Raw genomic sequence first — 23,337 nt, 5'->3', positions numbered from 1 at the left:
GCTCAGAAGGAGGATCCCAATGAAAAAGAAAAAATGGAACAAAGTTTTGCCGGTGTTCCTGGTGATGGTGGCAGTTATATCACTTTTGTCAGGCTGTGGCGGGAAGAGCGCGGAAAAAGAAGATGCAGATACGATCACGGTGTATTTGTGGAGCACAAACCTGTATGAAAAATATGCACCATACATCCAGGAACAGCTCCCGGATATCAATGTTGAATTTGTAGTAGGGAATAATGATCTGGATTTCTACAAGTTCCTTAAGGAAAATGATGGATTGCCGGATATTATAACCTGCTGTCGTTTTTCACTGCATGATGCAAATCCTCTGAAAGACAGTTTGATGGATCTTTCCACAACAAATGCGGCAGGGGCTGTCTATGATACATACCTCAGCAATTTTATGAATGAGGATGGAAGCGTAAACTGGCTTCCCGTGTGTGCGGATGCACATGGTTTTGTAGTGAACAAAGACCTTTTTGAAAAATATGATATCCCTCTTCCGACAGATTACGAAAGCTTTGTCTCTGCCTGCCAGGAATTTGACAAAGTGGGGATTTGCGGGTTTACGGCAGATTATTATTATGATTATACCTGTATGGAGATGTTGCAGGGGCTGTCTGCATCAGAGTTGTCTTCTGTGGCCGGACGTAAGTGGCGTACTACCTACAGTGGCCCGGATAATACAGAGAGAGAAGGTCTGGACAGTTCCGTCTGGCCGGGGGCTTTTGAACGTATGAAACAGTTCATCCAGGATACAGGGCTTAGCCAGGATGATCTGAACATGACTTATGATGATATAGTTGAGATGTATCAAAGTAACAGACTTGCCATGTACTTTGGCAGCTCTGCCAGTGTAAAAATGTTTCAGGATCAGGGTATTAACACAACGTTTCTTCCATTCTTTCAGGAAAACGGTGAAAAGTGGATTATGACTACACCATATTTCCAGGTGGCTTTAAACCGCAATCTGACACAGGATGAGACACGTCGAAAGAAAGCAATGAAGGTACTGAACACAATGCTTTCGGAGGATGCGCAGAACCGGATCATTAGTGATGGACAGGATCTGTTAAGCTACAGTCAGGATGTGGATATCCATCTTACGGAATATATGAAAGATGTGAAACCTGTGATAGAGGAAAACCACATGTATATCCGTATTGCGTCAAATGACTTTTTCTCTGTTTCCAAGGATGTGGTTTCTAAGATGATCTCAGGAGAATATGATGCAGAGCAGGCTTATCAGTCATTTAATTCCCAGCTTCTTGAAAAAAAATCCACTTCTGAGAATATTGTGCTGGATTCAAAGAAAACTTATTCCAATCGCTTCCATACCGGTGGAGGCAATGAAGCCTATTCTGTTATGGCTAACACCCTGCGCGGCATCTATGGGACGGATGTACTGATCGCAACCGGAAACAGCTTTACCGGAAATGTGCTGAAAGCCGGTTATACAGAAAAAATGGCAGGTGATATGATCATGCCAAATGGTCTGGCAGCTTACAGCAGCAAGATGAGCGGTGCTGAACTGAAAGAGATAGTTAAAAACTTTGTAGAAGGCTATGAGGGAGGCTTTAATCCGTTTAACCGTGGCTCTCTGCCGGTGGTCAGTGGTATTTCTGTGGAAATCAAGGAAACAGAAGATGGTTACTCATTGAGCAAAGTTACAACGGGCGGAAAACAAATTCAGGATGAGGATACTTTCACGGTAACCTGTCTTGCGACACCAAAATACATGGAGGCTTATCCGGCAGATGAGAATATTGTGTTTGATGGAGGAGATACCACTGTGAAAGATACCTGGACAGGATATGTTTCAGATCGTGATGCCATTCTTGCAGAACCTGAAGATTATATGACTCTGAGGTGAGAAGAATGGATATTAAGAATCATAATACAGATAGAAAGAAGCCTGTCAGGAGAAAACAATTAAAGGCAGCTGTCTTTATAGCTGTTTTGGTGGGAATTGCTTTGATGGTTTTCCAATATTTTGGATTTGTGTCGAAAACTATTTATGAGGAAAGTGTATCTCATCTGACGGAGGTTTTTCATCAGTCTGATAATATGCTGAGAGAACTGACAGATAAGAACCTGACCTATCTTCATATGTGGGGTGAGAATCTGCAGAATACCGCCAGTGAAGAAGAAATTCGTGATTATATAAAGAAAGCGCAGGAAGATGCAGGATTTTTAGAATTTTATTTTCTGTCAGCTGACGGGAACTATAAGGTGATAACAGGCGAAACCGGGTATCTTGGATTACAGGAAAATATTGAAGAGGAGATCCGGCAGGGAAATGATGTGATAGCAAATGCAGCAGTTCCCGGAAAATCCCAGCTACTTGTTTTTGCTACACCCAGGGCTCATGGAATTTATCAGGGATTTGAATATGATGCGATTGCCATTGCTTATGAAAACTCTGATATCATAGATGTACTGGATATTTCTGCTTTTAATGGAAATGCCCAGAGTTTTATTGTTCATCCGGATGGCCGTGTTGTGGTCGATCATTCTTTTGAGTCATGGGGGAATGTGTATAATTTCTTCGGTGTTCTGAGAGAGAATTCCGATATGTCTGAAAAAGAGATCAATAAGCTTTCGGAAAAGTTTAAAGCAGGACGTACCGATGCGATGCTGGTGAATCTGGATGGAAGGAGCTACTATCTGGTCTATGAAAAATCAGATATCCAGGACTGGATGTTTCTGGGACTTGTCCAGGCGGATATTGTCAATGCCAGTATGAATAGCCTGCAGCGTAGTACAATGCTTCTTGTTGGCATGATCGTGCTCTGTATTGCCGCCTTTTTTATCAGCCTTATCATTCAAAAAAGCAGGGCAAGTCTCAGGAGAAAAGATACAGAGATCCTGTACAGGGATGAGCTGTTTCAAAAGCTGTCAATGAATGTGGATGATGTTTTCCTGATGCTGGATGCCAAAACATATGAGGCAGATTATGTCAGCCCGAATGTGGAAAAACTGTTGGGATTTACGGTAGAGCAGATCCGGAAGGATATTTATGTTCTGGGAAAACTGCATCCACGGGATTCTAAGAATCCGAAGAAGAATTATCTGGAGGGAATCCAGACTTCGGAACAGAAGGAATGGGATTTTGAATATGTTCATCAGAAAACAGGAGAACGGCGTTGGTTTCATATTGTGGCAATGGGCAGTGAGGTGAACCGGAAGAAGAAATATATTCTGGTTATGTCGGACCGTACCTCTGACAGGAATATGAATCAGGCACTTTCTGAGGCAGTACGTGCTGCGGAGACAGCAAACAGGGCTAAGAGTAATTTCCTTTCCAATATGTCTCACGATATCCGGACGCCAATGAATGCGATCATCGGCTTTACGACACTGGCTGTAAGTAATATTGATGATAAGAAAAGAGTCAGGGATTATCTGGGTAAGATCCTTTCCTCCAGTAACCATTTGCTTTCACTGATCAACGATATCCTGGATATGAGCCGGATTGAGAGCGGAAAGATCCATCTGGAAGAAACAGAGGTCAGTCTGTCAGATGTACTTCATGACCTGAAGACGATCATCAGTGGGCAGATCCATGCGAAGCAGCTGGAACTTTATATGGATGCCATGGATGTTACCAATGAGGATGTTTATTGTGACAAGACGCGACTGAACCAGATACTGCTGAATCTTTTGTCTAATGCAGTCAAGTTTACACCAGCCGGAGGAACCGTCTCTGTCCGGATCAGACAGTGTCCTGGGACACAGAAAGGCAGTGGACTGTACGAAATCCGGGTAAAGGATAACGGAATTGGCATGAGTCAGGAATTTGTGAAGAAGATATTTTCTCCCTTTGAGAGAGAGCGGACTTCCACTGTCAGCAGGACCCAGGGCACAGGGCTTGGTATGGCCATTACCAAGAACATTGTGAATATGATGGGCGGTACCATTGAGGTTCATACAGAACAGGGAAAAGGTACTGAATTTATTGTTCGTCTGCCATTTCGGATTCAGTCTGAGCATCAACGTATAGAGAAGATCGCAGAACTGGAAGGACTTAAAGCATTAGTTGTAGACGACGATTTTAATACCTGTGACAGCGTGACAAAAATGCTTGTGAGGGTTGGAATGCGTTCGGAATGGACACTTTCCGGCAAGGAAGCTGTTCTACGTGCACGGCAGTCTATGGAACTGGGAGATGCGTTCCATGCTTATATCATCGACTGGCGTCTGCCGGATATGAATGGCATTGAAGTTACCCGCCAGATCCGCAGCCTCGGCGATGATACGCCAATCATTATCCTGACTGCATATGACTGGTCAGATATCGAAGTGGAAGCCAGGGCGGCCGGAGTGACTGCTTTCTGTGCAAAACCAATGTTCATGTCAGATATCAGAAATACCTTGATGAGTGCTATCGGCCAGAAGCTGGCAGAGGATACAATCCTTCCGTCAGTAGATTCGGATTTCAGGGGCAGATGTATACTGCTTGTGGAAGACAACGAACTGAACAGCGAAATTGCTGTGGAAATCCTTAATGAATATGGATTCCTGGTTGATACTGCCGAAAATGGTGTCGAGGCAGTGCAGAAAGTCCGAAATTCTACACCGGGTAATTATGATCTTGTGCTGATGGATGTGCAGATGCCTGTAATGAACGGATATGAGGCCACGAAACAGATCCGTGCGCTGGATGATCCGGCGCTGGCAGGAATTACTATTCTTGCCATGACTGCCAATGCCTTTGATGAGGACAGAAAGAAAGCACTGAAATGTGGTATGGATGGGTTCCTGTCCAAACCAATTGTCATAGAGGAATTGATCAGCATCCTGCAGAAGAACCTGGATTAGGTGTTCGGAGTATCAGAAAAACCACACAAATAAAGGAAATAAAAAATATGGATAAAAGTAGAAAAAAATCAATCGTACTATGTGCTGGTATATTTGTGGTTTTAGGAATATGGATGGTATTGACGGTACCATGCCGGGCTGCCGAGACGAATAACGATGAAAAGCAGTCACGGATCATCCGTGTCGGCTCATTTGAGGATACCTTTAATTATGTCGATAAAAACGGTGTAAGACGAGGATATGGATACGAACTCATGCAGGCTCTGGCAGGTTACACCGGATGGAAACTTGAGTATGTGAAATGTGACTGGTCTGACTGTTTTGATAAGCTTGAAAATGGTGAGATTGATATCATGGGTGATATCTCTTACACCGATGAACGTGCACAAAAGATGCTTTTCCCGGATGAACCGATGGGGGAGGAAAAATATATCCTTTATGCTGATTTATCGGATACGGATATTGGAATGTCTGATCTCAAGTCTCTGGATGGGAAACGTGTAGGTGTGCTCATGGATACAGAACCTGAGCTCATGCTGACAGAATGGGAAAATAAGAATGGCATACATACAGAACATGTAAATGTGAATAATAATGATGATGTCGAAAAGAAATTAGCAAATCATGAGATCGACTGTTTTGTATCTCTGGAGGAATCTATCTGGTCTGAACAGGGAATATCATCCGTTACCACGATTGGCAAATCAGGCATATATTTTGCAATAAATAAAGAACGCAGCGATATCAAGACGGAGCTGGACTATGCTATGCGTCAACTGGAACAGGATAGTCCCTTTTTTAAGACAGATCTGTATAAGAAGTATTTTACACTTGATTATATTCAGGTTCTTACAGGGAAAGAAAAGATCTGGGTGGAAGAGCATGGAGGTATCCGGATAGGATTTTTGAACAATGATCCGGCAATCTTTTCCATGGATGAAGAGACTGGAAAACTTACCGGTATGCTGGCGGAATATACCTCCTATGCCAAAGATTGTCTGGGAAATCAGACACTGGAATTTAATATACAGGCATATGATAATTATGATGAAATGATTCAGGCGCTGCAGAACCGTGAGATTGACATGATTTTTTATGTCGGCAGGAATCCATATTTTGCAGAACAAAACGGATATGCACTTACAAACACAGCCTGGACTTACAGTTTGATGGCCGTAACCGATGAGAAAAAATTTGATGAAAATAAGGTGTATACTGTAGCTGTGCCAAAGGAAAAATATGCCTTAAAACAGCATATTGCATTCAGCTATCCCGAATGGAAGATCGTAGATTGTGATTCGCTTGACAATGCAGCAGATATGGTCATCCAAGAAAAAGCAGACTGTTTCCTCATGGGAGCAAGCCAGGCGCTGATATATGATAACAGTCAAAACTTCAAGAGTGTTCCACTTACAAAAACAATGGAGGCATGCTTTGCTGTAAGAGGTGGAGAGGGAAGCCTTTTGTCAATACTGAATAAAACTATAAAGGCTATGCCGTCTGACATGCTTACAAGTGCACTTGCTATCTATGACAGTACTGCAGATAAAGTAACATTTTTGGACTTTATAAAAGACAATATGCTCGCTTTTTTTGTTACAGCAGGACTTTCTGTACTCACTATCATTGGTATTATCCTCGTACTTTTGCGGAAGGCAAAGAAAGCAGAAGCTGTCGCAAAGCTTGCGGCAAAGAATACAAAAAAACTTAATGACAAACTGGAAATCGCTTTGAAAAAAGCAGAGGATGCCAGTCTGGCAAAGACTCGTTTTCTTAACAATATGTCTCATGACATCCGTACTCCTATGAATGCAATTCTGGGTTATGCACAGCTTATGGAGGAAGAACTAAAAGGAAAGGATCTGCCTGAAACTTCAGATCATCTGGAAAAATTGCGGCAGTCAGGAAATCTTCTTCTGTCTATCATAAATAATGTACTTGATATGGCCCGGATTGAGAGCGGAAAGATGGAAATTGATGAGAACTATGGCCGGATTGAAGATATTCGGCAGACTTTATTTGAAATATTTGATGATGAAGCAAAGAAAAAGAATATTGCACTTCATTACACAATAAATGTAGAGCATGAACATATACTGACAGATACTACCAAGGTAAAAGAAATATTTGCCAATATCCTGAGCAATGCCATAAAATATACTCCATCCGGTGGTTCTGTTATGGTAAACATAGACGAATTAGTATGTGATGAGCCCGGGTACATGATGGTAAGGACCAGGGTGAGCGATACCGGAATCGGTATGAGCCAGGATTATCTGACAAAGATTTTTGACGCATTCACGCGTGAGCGAAACACTACAAAGAGCAAAATCACAGGAAGCGGATTGGGAATGTCAATCGTAAAGAAATATGTTGATCAGCTCGGCGGAACAATAGATGTGGAGAGTGAGCCTGGAAAGGGCAGCACCTTTACTGTAACATTAAAACACAGGATAGCGGATGAAAGCTATTATGTGAAAAAACACGATGAAAGCTCGGGAACAGCCAGTGAAATCCTTGAAGGCAGGAATATCCTTTTGGCAGAGGACAATGATCTGAATGCAGAGATTGCAGAAGCAATACTTGAGCGTGCCGGTCTTAAGGTTGAACGTGTGGAGGATGGCATTCAGTGTGTAAACAGGATAACAAAAATGCCGGCAAGAACATATGATATGATCCTCATGGATATACAAATGCCCCAAATGAATGGTTATAAAGCAACACAGGAAATCAGACACTTGCCAGATAAGGATAAAGCGTGTATACCGATCATTGCAATGACGGCAAATGCATTTGAAGAAGATAAGCGGGATGCTGTTGCAGCCGGAATGAATGACCATATTGCAAAGCCGGTTGATCTGAGTATTTTAATATCTGTCATCGCAAAATATATAGGATGAAACAAGTTAAAGCCTGTTATTGCGTTCTAAAAAAAAATCCTGTATAATACCAAACTGTAATATTGTATCATTCAGCGAACAGAGAAATACGCTGTGAATCATTAAAAGAAGTCAGGAGGACATAAGTACATGCGAGTCGATGCGGACGATTTTGCCCGACCTTGCAGCTGCGGGAGGGAGCACCACATAGACGTTAGAGAAATTGTAATTGAATCAGGAGCTATCGGGAAACTGGAAAAGGAAATGTCAGACGGTGATCTGAAAGAATATATTTCCCCGCTTCTGATCTGTGACACGAACAGTTACAAAGCTACAGAGGAACTGATGGAGGATATCTATGACCGGTGTCAGGTACTGATCCTGGATGCTGAAGGTCTTGAGGCAGATGAGCGTGCCGTGGAGATCGTGGAGAATTATATGGAAGAGGACATCGATCTTGTTCTTGCAGTTGGAGCAGGGACGATCCATGATCTCAGTCGTTTTGTCGCCCATCAGTACCGGATCCCTTTTGTCTCTGTGCCCACCGCAGCCAGTTCAGACGGATTTACTTCCACAGTAGCAGACATGACCTGGAATGGTGTAAAAAAAGTATTTCAGGCATCTGCGCCGCTTTTTGTCTTTGCGGATACAGATATTTTTGCAGAGGCGCCTGCAAGGCTTACAGCAGCCGGGGTGTCGGATATTCTGGGAAAATACATTGCGCTGGCAGACTGGAAGATAGCAAGTATTCTTATGAATGAATACTATTGTACAGAGGTGGTAAATCTGGAAACAAAAGCGATCCGGACTGTTAAGGATAATCTGAAAGAAATCGCAGCAGGAGAGAAAGATGCATGTGAGAAGCTGATGTATGCACTGATCCTTTCCGGACTGGCCATGCAGATGACAGGAAACTCCAGACCGGCATCCGGAGCGGAACACCATATGGTCCACCTCTGGGATATGGAAGTGGTCAATGGCCACCTGAATGCTCTTCACGGGGAGAAGGTTTCTGCAGCAACCATGTTGGTCCTTCTGGAATATAAAAAGCTTGCAGATGCTATCAGAAGAGGAACCTGCAGAGTGCATGCTTTTGCAGACGGAGACAGAGAACTCCTGCAGGAGACCTTCGGCAGAAAAGGGATTCTTGGAGCACTTGAAAAAGAAAACACTCCGGAACTTCTGGATGATGTGAGCATAGAAACACTTTCCGGTGCACTTCCGGAAATCCTTAAGATCATAGATTTTCTTCCGGCAGTTACAGATATGCAGGAGATGATGAGTATCGTCGGCTGCATAAGCAGAGTCCGGGATATCGGACTGCCGGGAAAAGCAATCGAGGAAAGTCTCAGACTTGCACCGTATACAAGAAGAAGGCTGAGCCTTTTAAGACTCCGGAAAATGCTCACATACTGAGCGGGAACAGCTCATAAAAGGTTCTTTTGACTTGACATAAATTTTCAGGAAAGGCAGTGATGAACGGTTTGATGAGAGTAGGAATGGGATATGATGTACATAAACTGACAGAGGGCAGGAAGCTGATCCTTGGTGGTGTTGATATTCCCTGGGAAAAAGGTCTTTTGGGCCATTCGGATGCGGATGTTCTGATCCATGCGATCATGGATGCACTTCTGGGAGCTGCGGCTCTTGGAGATATCGGAAAGCATTTTCCGGATACAGATCCTGCATATAAGGGAATCTCCAGTGTGAAACTTCTGGTGCATGTTGCCGGATTACTGAAGGAGAACGACTATGCGATCGGAAATATAGATGCTACCATCATTGCTCAGAAACCGAAGATGGCGCCGCATATTCCGAAGATGAGAGAAAATATCGCAGAAGCACTTGGGATTAAAATATCACAGCTGAATATCAAGGCGACAACAGAGGAAGGCCTTGGATTTACAGGACAGGGAGAGGGTATCTCCTCACAGGCGATCTGCTCCCTGTACAGAATCGGGAAATTGGAGGAAGAGTAACATGAAGATTTTTAACACACTGACACGCAGAAAAGAGGAATTTGTACCTCTGGAAGAAGGAAAAGTTAAAATGTATGTCTGCGGACCTACGGTATACAATCTGATCCATATCGGAAATGCCCGTCCTATGATCATTTTTGATACGGTGCGCAGATATATGGAATATAAAGGATATGAAGTAAATTATGTATCCAACTTTACCGATGTAGATGACAAGATCATCAAGAAGGCCATTGAAGAGGGTGTTTCCGCAGAGGAAATCTCTACCCGTTATATCAAAGAGTGCAAGAAAGATATGGCAGATATGAATGTAAAACCTGCTACAACTGCACCCCAGGCTACACAGGAGATCCAGGGCATGATCGACATGATCCAGACTCTTATTGATAAAGGATATGCATATCCGGCAGCTGACGGGACCGTTTATTTCCGTGTAAAGAAATTCAAAGATTATGGCAAGCTTTCTCATAAGAACCTGGATGATCTCCAGTCGGGATTCCGTTCTCTTAAGGTATCCGGTGAGGATCAGAAGGAAGATCCGTTAGACTTTGTGCTCTGGAAACCAAAGAAAGAGGGCGAGCCGTCCTGGCCGTCACCGTGGTGCGACGGACGTCCTGGCTGGCATATTGAGTGCTCTGTTATGTCTAAGAAATATCTTGGAGAAGAGATCGATATCCATGCAGGCGGTGAGGATCTGATCTTCCCGCATCATGAGAATGAGATCGCACAGAGTGAGTGCTGCAATGGTAAAATTTTTGCAAGATACTGGATGCATAATGGTTTCCTGAACATCGATAACCGCAAGATGTCCAAATCTCTCGGAAACTTCCGTACCGTTCGTCAGATCGGTGAACAGTATGATCTTCAGGTCCTTCGTTTCTTTATGCTGAACGCACATTACAGAAGTCCGCTGAACTTCAGCGCAGATCTTATGGAAGCAGCAAAGAACTCTCTGGAGCGTATCCTTGAGGCGGCAGGCAAGCTCAGTGACCGTAAAGACAATGGGGCGTCAGAGAATATCACAGAGGAAGAGCTTGCGCTTCTCAAAGAGGCAGAAGGTTTTGTTACCAAATTTGAAGCGGCCATGGATGATGATTTTAATACCGCAGATGCGCTTGCGGCAATTTTTGAGCTTGTTAAATTTGCCAACACAAACGTAGATGAGAACAGCTCAAAAGAGTTTGCAGGTGGCCTTTATGAGGAACTTTTTAAGCTCAGTGATGTGCTGGGATTGAAAATCGAGAAAAAAGAAGAGATTCTTGACAAAGAGATCGAGGATCTGATCCAGGAGCGCCAGGCTGCAAGAAAGGCAAAGGATTTCAAGAGAGCAGATGAGATCCGTGATGAGCTCCTGAAAAAAGGTATCATCCTCAAAGATACAAGAGAAGGTGTGAAATGGCAGAGAGCTTAAAGAAACTTAAAGAGCTGTTTGATCTGAAAGACGCAGACCTTCGGACTTATTCGCCGCTGACACTGGCCTATATCGGGGATGGTGTTTATGAGCTGGTGATCCGTACTATTCTTGTGAAAAAAGCGAACTGTCCGGTAAATCGTCTCCACAAAAAAGCCAGCAGCCTTGTAAAAGCATCTGCACAGTCGGGTATGATGGAGATCCTCGAACCACTTTTGACAGAAGAAGAAAAAAGTGTATATCGAAGAGGAAGAAATGCCCATTCCGCTACCATGGCCAAACATGCCACCATGGCGGATTATCGGCGTGCTACAGGTTTTGAGGCGCTGATGGGATATCTTTACCTGAAAGAGGATTTTTCAAGGATACTGGAACTGGTCCATGCAGGACTTGAGAAGGAGGAAATTTAAATTGACTGAAATGATAGAAGGAAGAAATGCGGTACTTGAGGCATTTCGTTCCGGTAAATGTGTTGATAAACTGTTTATTCTGGATGGCTGTCAGGACGGACCGGTCCGCACCATCGCAAGAGAAGCCAGAAAACATGATACCATTGTAAAATTTGTTCCAAAGGAACGATTGGATTCCATGAGCGAGACAGGTGCGCATCAGGGAGTGATCGCACAGGTTGCGGCTTATGATTATTCCACAGTAGAGGATATCTTAAAGAAAGCAGAAGATAAAGGAGAGCCTCCGTTTATCATTCTTCTTGATAATATTGAGGATCCTCATAATCTGGGAGCTATCATCCGTACCGCAAATCTTGCAGGTGCTCATGGTGTGATCATTCCCAAACACAGAGCAGTAGGACTGACTGCTACGGTTGCCAAGACGTCGGCAGGCGCACTGAATTATACACCGGTTGCCAAGGTTGCTAATCTGGGACAGACTATTGATGAACTGAAAGAAAAAGGCATCTGGTTCGTATGTGCAGATATGGACGGAGAGGTGATGTATCGTCAGAATCTGACAGGGCCTATTGGCCTTGTGATCGGAAATGAGGGAAATGGTGTAAGCCGCCTTGTAAAAGAGAAATGTGATTTTACTACCGCGATCCCGATGAAGGGGGATATCGATTCCCTTAACGCTTCTGTAGCTGCAGGAGTCCTTGCTTTTGAGATCGTAAGACAGAGACTGTCAAAATAAATACATCAAATACAGCCATAGCTGTTCGGAGAAAAAATGTGCCGATATAATGAGATGACGGATGAAGCTCTTATCGAAAGACTTCGTGCAGGGGAATCTGCAATTGCAGATTATCTGATGGAAAAGTATAAAGGTCTGGTCAGAAAAAAGGCTCGTGCCATGTTTCTGATAGGCGGAGACACGGATGATCTGATACAGGAGGGGATGATCGGACTGTTTAAGGCAGTCCGTGATTACCAGCCAGACAGGGAGGCGTCTTTTCAGTCTTTTGCAAATATATGTATTGACAGACAAATCTATACTGCCATTAAAAGTTCAAACCGCCAGAAACATCAGCCACTGAACACTTATGTGTCTTTAAGCGACGGAGAGGCGGAAGAAAGTTTCAGAGATTCCTGTGTGGAGTATGATAATCCGGAATCGATCCTGATCGACCGGGAAAATGTGGCGGCTCTCGAAAATGAAATAAAAAAGAGCCTGAGCCCTCTGGAAAACAGGATACTGCAATTGTATCTGGATGGAAATGGATATATGGATATTGCCCGGATCCTTGGAAAAACACCGAAATCCATTGATAATGCACTGCAGAGGATCCGTGGGAAAATTAAAAGCTATTTTTGAGAAGAGTAAATACCTCTTTCCTTTTGAATGTAAAAGTATTAAAATAATACTCATAAGGAGCAGAATAAGAAAGGAGGCCAAATTATGGCAAAGATCAATAAATACTGGGGACTTGTTGCAGTAGGAGCGCTTACCGCCGCCGCAGCAGGAGCTATCGCAGCACTTGTATCCAGACGATCCGTATGCGAAGAAGACTTTGAGGATGATTTCGAAGATCTTGATGATTTCAAGGATCACGAGAAGAAGGAAGAAAAAGAAGAGAAAGAAGTTTTCCAGGACTGGGACAAGACTGCATCTGAGACTGTAGAAGTTTCCAAAGAGGCAGAGGATGCTGAAGAGGCACCAACAGAAGCAGAAGAGGAAACACCTGCTGATGATGAATCGGAGGCCGAAACAGAAGAAACAGAAGAGACAGAAACAGAAGAGACAAAGACAGAAGAGTAAAAAGAGAATCCTGCGTGCTGTGTCTGTGAGCGACAGCACACAGGATTTTTTGTGCTATAATCATGAAAATATGAATTTTTAAAAAAATAAAAATAATGTATTGACAATATAACAATCATCTGATAATATAAACAACTGTGAGCGACATAAACGTCGCGAAACAAGCTGCTGTGGCTCAGTCGGTAGAGCGTCGCCTTGGTAAGGCGGAGGTCACGGGTTCGATTCCCGTCAGCAGCTTTTTTTGTGTCCAAAAACAGACAATTTTTTGTTTAAATACAGGTTTTGCGGGTTTCAAAAACTCCGGATTTATGATAAGATAAAACATCAGGATGATATTTAGGAGGGAAAGCAATGGAGAACGAAACAGTTTCCAAAAACTTTATTGAAAATATTATAGACAAAGATCTTGAAGAAGGCGTTTATGACACCGTGCATACACGTTTCCCACCGGAACCTAACGGCTATCTTCATATCGGACATGCGAAATCCATTCTTTTAAATTATGGATTGGCTCAGAAATACAACGGAAAATTCAATCTCCGTTTTGATGATACCAACCCTACAAAGGAGAAATCCGAATTTGTAGAGTCCATCAAGGCTGACGTGAAATGGCTTGGTGCAGACTGGGAAGACAGACTTTTCTTTGCATCTGATTATTTTGACCAGATGTATGAGGCGGCAGTGAAGCTTATTAAGAAGGGCAAGGCCTTTGTCTGCGACCTGACTGCAGACCAGATCCGTGAGTACCGAGGAACTCTTACAGAGCCGGGTAAAGAGAGCCCGTACAGAAACCGTACTGTAGAAGAGAATCTTCAGCTTTTTGAAGAGATGCGTGAGGGCAAATACGGAGATGGCGAGAAGGTTCTCCGCGCCAAGATCGATATGGCGTCACCGAATATGAACATGCGTGACCCGGTCATCTACCGTGTAGCCCGCATGACACATCACAATACAGGTGATAAATGGTGCATCTATCCGATGTACGACTTTGCTCATCCGATCGAGGATGCCATCGAGGGTGTGACACATTCTATCTGTACTCTGGAGTTTGAAGACCACAGACCGCTTTATGACTGGGTTGTAAAGGAACTGGAATATCCGCACCCACCGAAGCAGATCGAGTTTGCAAAGCTGTACCTGACCAATGTTGTTACGGGTAAACGTTATATCAAGAAACTTGTTGAGGACGGCATCGTAGATGGATGGGATGATCCAAGACTTGTATCCATTGCTGCACTCCGCCGCCGTGGATTTACACCGGAATCCATCCGTAAATTTGTAGAACTCTGTGGTGTTTCAAAGGCTAACAGTTCTGTAGATTATGCAATGCTTGAGTACTGCATCCGCGAGGACCTGAAGCTGAAACGTCCGCGTATGATGGCGATTCTTGATCCGATCAAACTTGTGATCGATAACTATCCGGAAGGACAGGTTGAGTATCTGGAAGCTCCGAATAATATGGAGAACGAGGAACTTGGAACCAGAAAGATCCCGTTCAGTGGAGAACTTTACATTGAACGTGATGATTTCATGGCAGAGCCTCCTAAGAAATACAAACGTCTCTATATTGGAAATGAAGTTCGTCTTATGAATGCATATTTTGTAACCTGTACAGGTTACGAGGCAGATGACGACGGAACGATCCGTGTAGTCCACTGTACTTATGATCCGGAGACCAAGGGTGGAAATGCACCGGACGGACGTAAGGTAAAAGGAACGATCCACTGGGTGGAAGCATCCAATGCAGGTAAAGTTGAGGTAAGGCTTTACGAAAATATCGTAGATGAAGAAAAAGGTGTTTACAATAAAGAAGATGGTTCTCTTAATGTAAATCCAAATTCTCTTACGGTAACAAGTGCTTATGTAGAGCCGGAGCTTCTGAAAGCAAAAGGCTATGACAGCTATCAGTTTGTACGTAACGGTTTCTTCTGCGCAGATATCCATGATTCCAGGGAGGGAGCACCGGTATTTAACCGCATTGTATCTCTGAAGAGCTCTTTCAAATTACCGAAAGCATAAAAACTGTCAAAAAGAATACGAAACATATGACAGCAGTACACCGTGAACAGGTATCAGGGTGTACTGCTTGTTTTGTTTTATCGTCATCATTTCGGTTGCGCCCGTTTACAGAAACGGTTATACTGATAACACAGGAAAGAGAGGAATTACACATGAAGAAAATCGTGCTTGCTTCCGCATCTCCCAGGAGGCGGGAACTTTTAAGCCAGGTAGGAATCACCTTTGAAGTGAAGCCTGCCAGCGGGGAAGAACTGATCACCAGTGCAGAGCCTGCGAAAGTGGTGGAGGAACTTTCTCGTCAGAAAGCTATGTTTACGGCATATGCGCTGGAGGAAGAGAGGAACCGGGAGCTGAGAGATGTGGTTGTGATCGGTGCAGATACCGTTGTATCTTATGAGGGCAAGATCTTAGGTAAACCGGCAGATGAGACAGCTGCAATAGAGATGCTCGCTATGCTGCAGGGGAACACGCATCAGGTATATACCGGTGTAACTTTACTGATAAGAGAAGAAGAGAGATGGGAAGCTCATACCTTTCATGAGTGCACGGATGTGAGCTTTTATCCGGCGACAGAGGAAGAAATAAAGGAATATGTAAACAGCAAAGACCCAATGGATAAAGCCGGAAGCTATGGGATCCAGGGCGCCTGGGGAGCCTATGTGAAGGGAATCCGTGGTGATTACAACAACGTGGTGGGACTGCCTGTGGCAAGACTGATCTATGAGACAAAAAAACTGGGAATGAACCTGAGAGGATGAAAGATAAAATGATAAAAGCTTGTATATTTGATCTGGATGGAACAATTGCGGATACACTGGAATCCATGGCATATGTGGCGAATGAGATCATGGAAAAGTTTTCCCTGAAACCACAGCCGACAGATAATTTTCGTTATTACAGCGGTGAAGGTGCAGATATGCTGATCAGAAGATGCCTGATCGATGCAGGAGATCCGGAACTGGTACACTACGAAGAAGTCAGGGAACTTTATCGCAGGAAATTTGATGAAGATCCACTGTATAAAGTTGTGCCATACAAAGATATGCCGGAAACTCTTCAGAAGCTGAAACATGCAGGCCTTAAGATGGCTGTATGCTCCAATAAGCCTCATATTGCGGCACAGAAAGTGGTAAAGGCGATCTATGGCGATCTGTTTGATGAGGTGATGGGACAGCAGGAAGGGATCCGCAGAAAGCCGGCGCCGGATGGACCACTGAAAATCGCGGGAGATTTTGGCGTAAAGCCGGAAGAATGTATGTATATCGGAGATACAAAGACTGATATGCAGACAGGAAATGCTGCCGGAATGTATACCGTTGGTGCGTTGTGGGGATTCCGCGACAGAGAAGAGCTTGAAAATAACGGTGCAGATATTGTAGCAGCTGTACCTGGTGATCTGTTTACTATTTATGAGGAGAAGCAGCATGATTAAGATGGTTGCCAGTGATCTGGATGGAACGCTGCTCATCGGTGGAAGACAGACGCTGCCGGAAGAGATATTTTCGCTGGTAAAGGAACTGAAAAAAATGGGAATCCTTTTTGTGGCAGCCAGCGGCAGACAGTATGCCAATATGAGGAATCTTTTTGTGCCGGTAAAGGACGATATGGCATTTATCAGTGAAAATGGCGGGCTTGCTGTTCAGAATGAGAAACTTCTGTACTGCGACAGCTTCGACAAAGAACTGGTCAGTGAGATCATTCAGGCGATATGGGAAAAGCCCGGAGCGGAATTTTCCTGTTCTACAAAGGATTTTTATTATATCATGCCCAAGACAGAACATTATCGCCATCTGATGATCGAGGAAGTAAAAAACCAGTGTAAGATCATAAAGAGTTTTGATGAGATCACAGAGCCTTGTATGAAGGTTGCGGTTTACGAGAAAGAAGGAATGACGGAGGAATCCATCCGGTATTGGAGGGAACGGTTCAAGGATAGATGTACTGTTGTGACATCCGGATTTGCGTGGGTGGATTTTGTTCCATTTACCACGAACAAAGCAAAAGGGATCCGTAAATACCAGGAACTTCTGGGAATCGGACCGGATGAATGCATGGTGTTTGGGGATGAATACAATGATATTGAAATGATGAAATCTGTAAAATACAGCTTTGCCATGAAGCATGCGAAGCCTGGGGTAAAGGCGGTTGCTTCCTACGAAACAGAGAAGGTGGAACCAGTACTTCGCAGACTGATCGCGGCGGGCGGAGATATAAAGGAGGTACTTTAATATGTACAAGAAAGAATATGTCCAGACATTTCTGGAAAAACAGGGTCAGCTTTTTGATGAGCCGGTAGCAGAGGATTTTGAGGAGGCAGAGGAGTTCCTCGAGGATTGCATGGCAGTTGTGCTGGATTCCCTGAAGGATGTAAAAAAATATCTGGATGGAATGGGCGCAGATGTGGATGGGCTTTCTCTGAAGGAACTGGAAGAAGAAAGTGAAGTGTTCAAACTTCCGGACGGAAAATATATGATCGTAGAAGGCTGACGGAAAGCAGGGATTACACCTCTGAAAATTAAATATGATAAACTTGCATCAGCAAAAAGAAAGCCCTGCGTAGAAAGGGTAAATGTGGGGAAAATAAAATGATGTAAAGGAGGATGGAATATGAAAAAAAGCAGAGTGCTGGCAGTCATCATGGCTGTGCTTATGATGGTAACGCTGCTTCCATCGATGGTATTTGCCACTGCAGCTCCATCGGGAACTCTTGATGGAAAGCTGAAGGTCAAAGGAACACTTGCGATCGGGTCTACTTTAAGTGCAGATTACTCAAAGGTCAAGCCGGAGGGGATCACAGATGATAATGTGAGTTTTTCCTGGTCATTAAAGGACGGAGATCTACTTACAGAAGTAGGAACTGACAAGACTTATAAAATTGATGAAAAAGATCTGGGTCTTCCGATCGTTCTGAAGATTACCGGAAAAGAAGAAACGGGAGTCAGTGGTGAGCTTACGGTGACGACCCAGGAAGTTTCCGAAACAGAAGAGGAAGCCAAAGCATTGGCAGAAAAGAAAAAGGAAGAAGCCAAAGCAGCGGGAACGTCAGAGGAACCTGACAGTGCTCAGCCTGAGGAAACCATAGAGCCGGCAGAAGAAACAGAGTCTGCGGATGTACAGGAAAATACCGGCACACAGGGTTCCACAGATGAGCAGGAATCCACAGATACCCAGGAACCAGCAGAAAATCCTGTTGTAGAAGTAAACGGAAACGGAGAACAGTCAGGGTCTCAGAATACCGATGAAACAGATGCATCCGGAGATAGTCAGACAGAGACACCGGATTCCGCAGATACAGCAGCAGACGCTTCCGAAAAAAATGAGGAACCGACATATTCGGCATCTGCATATACGGAAGATGGAAGTGGAATTCTGGATTTTGGTTCCGTGGAAGAAGGATATACGGAAATTCCGGAAGCACAGATGGTTACTATCACAAATTCCGGAACCGGAGATCTTAATTTTAAAGAGATCGCCCCGGAGAATTTCATGGCTGCAGATATTGATGATGCGCCATTAAAGAGTGGTGAAAGTGTTACTGTGTGGGTAAAACCACGAGAAGGTCTGAAGGCTGGAGAATACAAAGATCTGATCACGTATCAGACAGAAGAAGGTGCCGATGTCTTCTTTGAAGCGGACTTTACAGTAAAAGAACCGGAAAATAAAAAAGTCGAAGATAATGAAAATAATGAGCAGACAGATCCCGGGGAAACATCGGACCCTGCAACGGAAAAAATATACAAGCTAACTGCGAATCCGACAGAACTGCCTTTTGATGATCTGACTGCCGGTTATGAAAAGGTAGAAACAACAAGTACAGTCACGATCAAAAACGAAGGTACAGAAGCTGTGACGTTAGTACAGCCTGAGTCGGAGTTTTTTGATATTGCGCCGGTCAGTGAAGTGGAGAGCAGCGGAAATATCCAGTTGGCGCAGGGAGGAGAGCAGACCTTTACCGTACAGCCTAAACTTGGACTCTCTGCAAAAGATGATCCATACGTGGAAGAACTTGTATTTGCTTCTGATGAAAGCACTGAAGCATCTGCTACAGTGACGGCTTCGGTTATGGTAAAGACAGAAACACCAAAAACAGTTACTGCAACAGTGAAACCGGAAGGTCCTCTGTCTTTTGGAACACTGGAACAGGGCTATGAGACCGCACCGGATGCACAGCCTGTAACTGTAAAGAATACAGGCACAGAGGCTATCCGAATCCAGCTTTCTGTTCCGGAGGATTATGTGGTGGGAGAGCCTTCTGCGGAAGTGCTCAATCCCGGAGACGAGGCGGCAACCTTTACCGTACAGCCCAAGACAGGTCTTCAGGCCGGAGATCACAGCGGTATGATTTCTGTGACAGATCAGAATACCGGAAACACACTGGCCGAAGTCCGGCTTGAATTTACAGTTTCGGAACCGGAACCGGATCCAGAGCCAGGTCTTTCGGTAACAGACAGTCTGGAGTTTGGAACCAAAGAAGAAGGCTATAAGGAACTTCCTGATGAGCAGACAGTTACAGTTACCAATACCGGAAATACAAAGATCGTTCTGAAACAGCCATCATCAAATGCATATACAATTGGTACACTTTCTGCCACAGAGCTGGAAGCAGGAGATAATGCAACCTTTAGCGTACAGCCGGTCAGCGGACTTTCACAGGGGGAATATCTGGAAGACATTGTGATCGCCAATGATGCAAATGTGGAAGCTTATGTAAATGTCCATTTCAGCGTTACAAAGAAAAAAGCAGATAACGGTGAGAAAGCGAATAACCTTACAGGCATCAAAAAACCATCCGATATCAAAGATCTTCCTAATGGAACCCAGAAAACCCAGAAAGCCCTGAAGCTTCCGGGAACAGTAAAGATCACTACAACAAAGGGAGAGCAGAAGGCATCTGTTAAATGGGATGTTAAGGGATCTTCTTATGATCCGTCTTCTGCAGAACGTCAGATATTTAATGTAAAAGGTACTGTCATTCTTCCGGATGGGGTTAAGAATCCCAACAAGATCAGTACAGTGATCGCAGTAAGTATTACAGTAAACGGATATCAGGGCACGGAAGCCGCTGCATCGGACAATAAGATCACAGGAATTGATTCCAATGGCAAGTATGATACCAATACAAAGATTACCTTTACAGCAGCTGGCGCAGGGATGGATAATACAAACCCGCGTAAAGGAGATACCAGATATCAGCCGAAGAGCTGGAAGATCACAGAGACCCGTACCTGGGATGGAGAACCTTATACCGCAACATTCCGTGTCAGCAAGCCGGGAAAATATACTCTGAAAGTTACCTTTGGACAGCAGAAATATGACGGCTCCAGCTGGAAGGATACCGGTACACAGTCAGAAAGTACGGTTACTTTTACGGTATCACAGGCAGCAGTTCTTACTGCGACTCCGAGTCCGGCAGTGACACAGACAAATCAGAAATCTGCAGTGCAGACGGGAGACAGTACACCGATCATGACATTTGTGATCATTTTGATCGTGGCTGTGGTATGCATTGGAGGAATTCTTGTATATCGTAAAAAGAAAAAATAAGAACAGAATGTAGAAGATTGTTTTACAGCACCCTCCGTACAAAAAAACGTACGGAGGGATTTTTTTGCACATAGAGATCCGTTTTACATGCTGTTACTAGCACTCTATAATGATGAGTGCTAAATTTTTCTTGACTTTTGTAAAAAGTCGTATTAGTATATATTTATTGAAAAGAACAACAGGTTTCCGGCTCTGCCGGAACATCAGAAATAAAAATAAAAACAAAAGGAGAGTGACATATATGTCAGCAAAACATGGCAGTTTATCAATCAACAGTGAAAATATTTTTCCGATCATCAAGAAATGGTTATATTCCGACCATGATATTTTTGTAAGAGAGATGATCTCCAACGGATGCGATGCGATCACCAAACTGAGAAAGCTGGAAGTTATGGGAGATTATACATTCCCGGAAGGTTACAAACCGGCTGTAAATGTTATCGTTGATCCGGATCAGAAAACCCTGAAGTTTATCGATAACGGTATTGGTATGACAGCAGATGAAGTAGAGGAATATATCACACAGATCGCTTTTTCCGGTGCTACAGAGTTCCTTGAGAAATATAAGGATAAAACAACCGATGATCAGATGATCGGTCATTTCGGACTTGGATTTTATTCTGCATTTATGGTTGCAGATGAAGTTCATATCGATACTCTCTCTTACAAAGAGGGTTCCACACCGGTACATTGGACCTGTGACGGCGGTACAGAGTATGAGATGGCAGACGGAAACAAAACAGAACCGGGAACAGAGATCACTCTTTTCCTCAATGAGGAAAGCCTGGAGTTTGCCAATGAATATCGTATGAGAGAGGTTATTGAGAAGTACTGTTCTTTTATGCCGGTAAATATCTATCTTTCCAAAGCAAATGCTGAACAGGAGTATGAAACGATCGATGAGGCAGATCTCCGTGAAGATGATGTGGTAGTTGAGCATATCCATGAGGATGCTAAGACAGAGGAAAAGGAGAATGATAAAGGCGAGAAAGAAGTTGTGGAAGTTTCTCCTGCCAAAGATAAAGTAAAGATCAATAAACGGCCGGTATCCTTAAGCGATACACAGCCGCTCTGGATGAAGCATCCAAATGAGTGTACGGATGAAGAATATAAAGAATTTTACCGTAAGGTATTTATGGATTACAAGGAGCCGCTGTTCTGGATTCATCTGAATATGGACTATCCGTTCAACCTGAAGGGTATCCTGTATTTCCCGAAGATCAGGACAGAGTATGATTCCATTGAGGGAACCATCAAGCTTTATAATAATCAGGTATTTATTGCAGATAACATCAAAGAGGTGATTCCGGAATTCCTTCTTCTTCTGAAAGGTGTGATCGACTGCCCGGATCTTCCACTGAATGTTTCCCGTTCTGCGCTGCAGAATGATGGTTTTGTGAAAAAGATTTCTGAATACATCACCAAGAAAGTAGCAGATAAGCTCACCGGAATGTGCAAGACAGACAGGGAGTCTTATGAGAAGTACTGGGATGATATCAGCCCATTTATCAAATTTGGATGCATCAAGGATGCGAAATTTGGTGAGAAGATGAACGATTATATCCTCTTTAAGAATCTGGACGGCAAATATCTTACCCTGAAAGATTGCATTGAGGAAAATAAAAAAGAAGAAACAAAAGCAGTTGAAGAGGAGAAGACAGAGGAGAAAGCTTCCGAAGGATCCCAGAATGAGGAACCGGAAAAAACGGTCATCTATTACGTGACCGATGAGGTACAGCAGAGCCAGTACATTAATATGTTCCGTGAAGCGGGTAAAGATGCTGTACTGCTGAAGCATGTGATCGATTCACAGTTTATTTCCCATCTTGAACAGCAGGATCAGACGATCCAGTTCAAGAGAATTGATGCAGATCTGACAGAAGAGCTTCGTGAAGACGGAGAAACGGATGAAACAACAGTCAAGACACTTACTGAAGTGTTCCGTAAGAATCTTGGCAAGGATAAACTTGAAGTAAAAGTGGAGAAGCTGAAAAATGAGGGAACTGCAGCGATGATCACTCTTCCTGAGGAGAGTCGCCGTATGCAGGATATGATGAAAATGTACAATATGTACGGAATGGATCCGAATATGTTCGGCGGTCAGGAAGTACTTGTACTGAATGCAAATCATCCTCTTGTAAGATTTATAGCAGAAAATCAGGGGTCAGAGTATGTTCCGGTGATCTGTGAACAGCTTTATGATCTTGCAATGATGAGTCATAAACAGCTTTCTCCGGAGGAAATGACAAAATTTGTAAAGAGAAGCAACGATATCCTTATGGTTCTTACAAAATAAAACGACATACAAAACGATCGAAAGGCTTCGCCCGTAATGGGGCGAAGCCTTTGCTTTTTTTATAACAATATGCGTATCTTTAACACAATTCAAGGAAATTTAAATAAAATAATAGATATTAAATAAAAATAACCTGTAAAATATGACTAAAAATTTAAATTAGTATCTAATATGTATAAA

General features: G+C 43.6%; 17 protein-coding genes and 1 tRNA gene. All 18 read left to right on the top strand.

Annotated features, from left to right (window positions below; translation table 11 throughout):
• Positions 1-19: 19 nt before the first annotated feature.
• The 18 genes from EYS05_RS00175 to htpG all read left to right on the top strand — a co-directional run bounded on the left by EYS05_RS00175 (position 20) and on the right by htpG (position 23,157).
• Positions 20-1,870, top strand: coding sequence for an ABC transporter substrate-binding protein (locus tag EYS05_RS00175; protein WP_138276313.1), 1,851 nt, complete (start codon positions 20-22; stop codon positions 1,868-1,870).
• 5 nt (positions 1,871-1,875) lie between these two features.
• A complete protein-coding gene (locus EYS05_RS00170; protein WP_138276312.1) occupies positions 1,876-4,818 on the top strand; it encodes a response regulator in 2,943 nt (980 codons plus the stop codon).
• 113 nt (positions 4,819-4,931) lie between these two features.
• The gene (locus EYS05_RS00165) at positions 4,932-7,718 is read left to right on the top strand and encodes a transporter substrate-binding domain-containing protein (protein WP_330575506.1); all 2,787 of its coding nucleotides are present in this window, start codon (positions 4,932-4,934) and stop codon (positions 7,716-7,718) included.
• A gap of 129 nt (positions 7,719-7,847) precedes the next feature.
• Positions 7,848-9,113, top strand: coding sequence for a sn-glycerol-1-phosphate dehydrogenase (locus EYS05_RS00160; protein ID WP_118516117.1), 1,266 nt, complete (start codon positions 7,848-7,850; stop codon positions 9,111-9,113).
• A 71-nt stretch (positions 9,114-9,184) separates the two neighbouring features.
• A complete protein-coding gene (gene ispF, locus EYS05_RS00155; protein ID WP_118516122.1) occupies positions 9,185-9,676 on the top strand; it encodes a 2-C-methyl-D-erythritol 2,4-cyclodiphosphate synthase in 492 nt (163 codons plus the stop codon).
• Between the two features lies 1 nt (position 9,677).
• A complete protein-coding gene (gene cysS / locus EYS05_RS00150; RefSeq protein ID WP_138276310.1) occupies positions 9,678-11,087 on the top strand; it encodes a cysteine--tRNA ligase in 1,410 nt (469 codons plus the stop codon).
• The gene (locus tag EYS05_RS00145) at positions 11,072-11,497 is read left to right on the top strand and encodes a Mini-ribonuclease 3 (protein ID WP_021650980.1); all 426 of its coding nucleotides are present in this window, start codon (positions 11,072-11,074) and stop codon (positions 11,495-11,497) included. Before cysS ends, EYS05_RS00145 begins: the two co-directional genes overlap by 16 nt.
• Before the next feature lie 10 nt (positions 11,498-11,507).
• Positions 11,508-12,233, top strand: coding sequence for a 23S rRNA (guanosine(2251)-2'-O)-methyltransferase RlmB (gene rlmB, locus EYS05_RS00140; protein WP_227573913.1), 726 nt, complete (start codon positions 11,508-11,510; stop codon positions 12,231-12,233).
• Positions 12,234-12,269: 36 nt separating this feature from the next.
• Positions 12,270-12,854 carry an RNA polymerase sporulation sigma factor SigH gene (gene sigH / locus EYS05_RS00135; protein ID WP_138276309.1) on the top strand — a complete coding sequence of 195 codons (585 nt, stop codon included), beginning with the start codon at positions 12,270-12,272 and terminating at the stop codon, positions 12,852-12,854.
• Positions 12,855-12,938: 84 nt separating this feature from the next.
• A complete protein-coding gene (locus tag EYS05_RS00130) occupies positions 12,939-13,298 on the top strand; it encodes a hypothetical protein (protein ID WP_138276308.1) in 360 nt (119 codons plus the stop codon).
• 164 nt (positions 13,299-13,462) lie between these two features.
• A tRNA-Thr gene (locus EYS05_RS00125) sits at positions 13,463-13,535 on the top strand.
• A gap of 114 nt (positions 13,536-13,649) precedes the next feature.
• Positions 13,650-15,317: a glutamine--tRNA ligase/YqeY domain fusion protein gene (locus EYS05_RS00120; RefSeq protein WP_015525883.1), complete on the top strand. Its 1,668-nt coding sequence runs from the start codon at positions 13,650-13,652 to the stop codon at positions 15,315-15,317.
• A 152-nt stretch (positions 15,318-15,469) separates the two neighbouring features.
• Positions 15,470-16,075 carry a Maf family protein gene (locus tag EYS05_RS00115; protein ID WP_138276307.1) on the top strand — a complete coding sequence of 202 codons (606 nt, stop codon included), beginning with the start codon at positions 15,470-15,472 and terminating at the stop codon, positions 16,073-16,075.
• Between the two features lie 8 nt (positions 16,076-16,083).
• Entirely contained in the window at positions 16,084-16,749 is a 666-nt protein-coding gene (locus EYS05_RS00110; RefSeq protein ID WP_138276306.1) for an HAD family hydrolase, read from the top strand.
• Positions 16,742-17,545: an HAD family hydrolase gene (locus tag EYS05_RS00105; protein WP_138276305.1), complete on the top strand. Its 804-nt coding sequence runs from the start codon at positions 16,742-16,744 to the stop codon at positions 17,543-17,545. The genes EYS05_RS00110 and EYS05_RS00105 overlap by 8 nt, the downstream gene beginning before the upstream one ends.
• A gap of 1 nt (position 17,546) precedes the next feature.
• Entirely contained in the window at positions 17,547-17,804 is a 258-nt protein-coding gene (locus EYS05_RS00100; RefSeq protein WP_118516109.1) for a glyoxalase, read from the top strand.
• A gap of 120 nt (positions 17,805-17,924) precedes the next feature.
• A complete protein-coding gene (locus tag EYS05_RS17530) occupies positions 17,925-20,861 on the top strand; it encodes a hypothetical protein (RefSeq protein ID WP_243119172.1) in 2,937 nt (978 codons plus the stop codon).
• Between the two features lie 241 nt (positions 20,862-21,102).
• Positions 21,103-23,157, top strand: coding sequence for a molecular chaperone HtpG (htpG, locus tag EYS05_RS00090; RefSeq protein ID WP_138276304.1), 2,055 nt, complete (start codon positions 21,103-21,105; stop codon positions 23,155-23,157).
• Positions 23,158-23,337: the final 180 nt, after the last annotated feature.

It is taken from the genome of Blautia sp. SC05B48, assembly GCF_005848555.1.
Lineage (GTDB): Bacteria > Bacillota > Clostridia > Lachnospirales > Lachnospiraceae > Blautia_A.
Note: the sequence above shows the minus strand (reverse complement) of the source record. Positions and strands in the feature narration are given on the sequence as shown.

Coding starts and splice junctions, on each gene's coding strand:
- EYS05_RS00175 (WP_138276313.1), top strand. CDS start 20: ATGAAAAAGAAAAAATGGAACAAAGTTTTGCCGGTGTTCCTGGTGATG.
- EYS05_RS00170 (WP_138276312.1), top strand. CDS start 1,876: ATGGATATTAAGAATCATAATACAGATAGAAAGAAGCCTGTCAGGAGA.
- EYS05_RS00165 (WP_330575506.1), top strand. CDS start 4,932: ATGGTATTGACGGTACCATGCCGGGCTGCCGAGACGAATAACGATGAA.
- EYS05_RS00160 (WP_118516117.1), top strand. CDS start 7,848: ATGCGAGTCGATGCGGACGATTTTGCCCGACCTTGCAGCTGCGGGAGG.
- ispF (WP_118516122.1), top strand. CDS start 9,185: ATGAGAGTAGGAATGGGATATGATGTACATAAACTGACAGAGGGCAGG.
- cysS (WP_138276310.1), top strand. CDS start 9,678: ATGAAGATTTTTAACACACTGACACGCAGAAAAGAGGAATTTGTACCT.
- EYS05_RS00145 (WP_021650980.1), top strand. CDS start 11,072: ATGGCAGAGAGCTTAAAGAAACTTAAAGAGCTGTTTGATCTGAAAGAC.
- rlmB (WP_227573913.1), top strand. CDS start 11,508: ATGATAGAAGGAAGAAATGCGGTACTTGAGGCATTTCGTTCCGGTAAA.
- sigH (WP_138276309.1), top strand. CDS start 12,270: ATGTGCCGATATAATGAGATGACGGATGAAGCTCTTATCGAAAGACTT.
- EYS05_RS00130 (WP_138276308.1), top strand. CDS start 12,939: ATGGCAAAGATCAATAAATACTGGGGACTTGTTGCAGTAGGAGCGCTT.
- EYS05_RS00120 (WP_015525883.1), top strand. CDS start 13,650: ATGGAGAACGAAACAGTTTCCAAAAACTTTATTGAAAATATTATAGAC.
- EYS05_RS00115 (WP_138276307.1), top strand. CDS start 15,470: ATGAAGAAAATCGTGCTTGCTTCCGCATCTCCCAGGAGGCGGGAACTT.
- EYS05_RS00110 (WP_138276306.1), top strand. CDS start 16,084: ATGATAAAAGCTTGTATATTTGATCTGGATGGAACAATTGCGGATACA.
- EYS05_RS00105 (WP_138276305.1), top strand. CDS start 16,742: ATGATTAAGATGGTTGCCAGTGATCTGGATGGAACGCTGCTCATCGGT.
- EYS05_RS00100 (WP_118516109.1), top strand. CDS start 17,547: ATGTACAAGAAAGAATATGTCCAGACATTTCTGGAAAAACAGGGTCAG.
- EYS05_RS17530 (WP_243119172.1), top strand. CDS start 17,925: ATGAAAAAAAGCAGAGTGCTGGCAGTCATCATGGCTGTGCTTATGATG.
- htpG (WP_138276304.1), top strand. CDS start 21,103: ATGTCAGCAAAACATGGCAGTTTATCAATCAACAGTGAAAATATTTTT.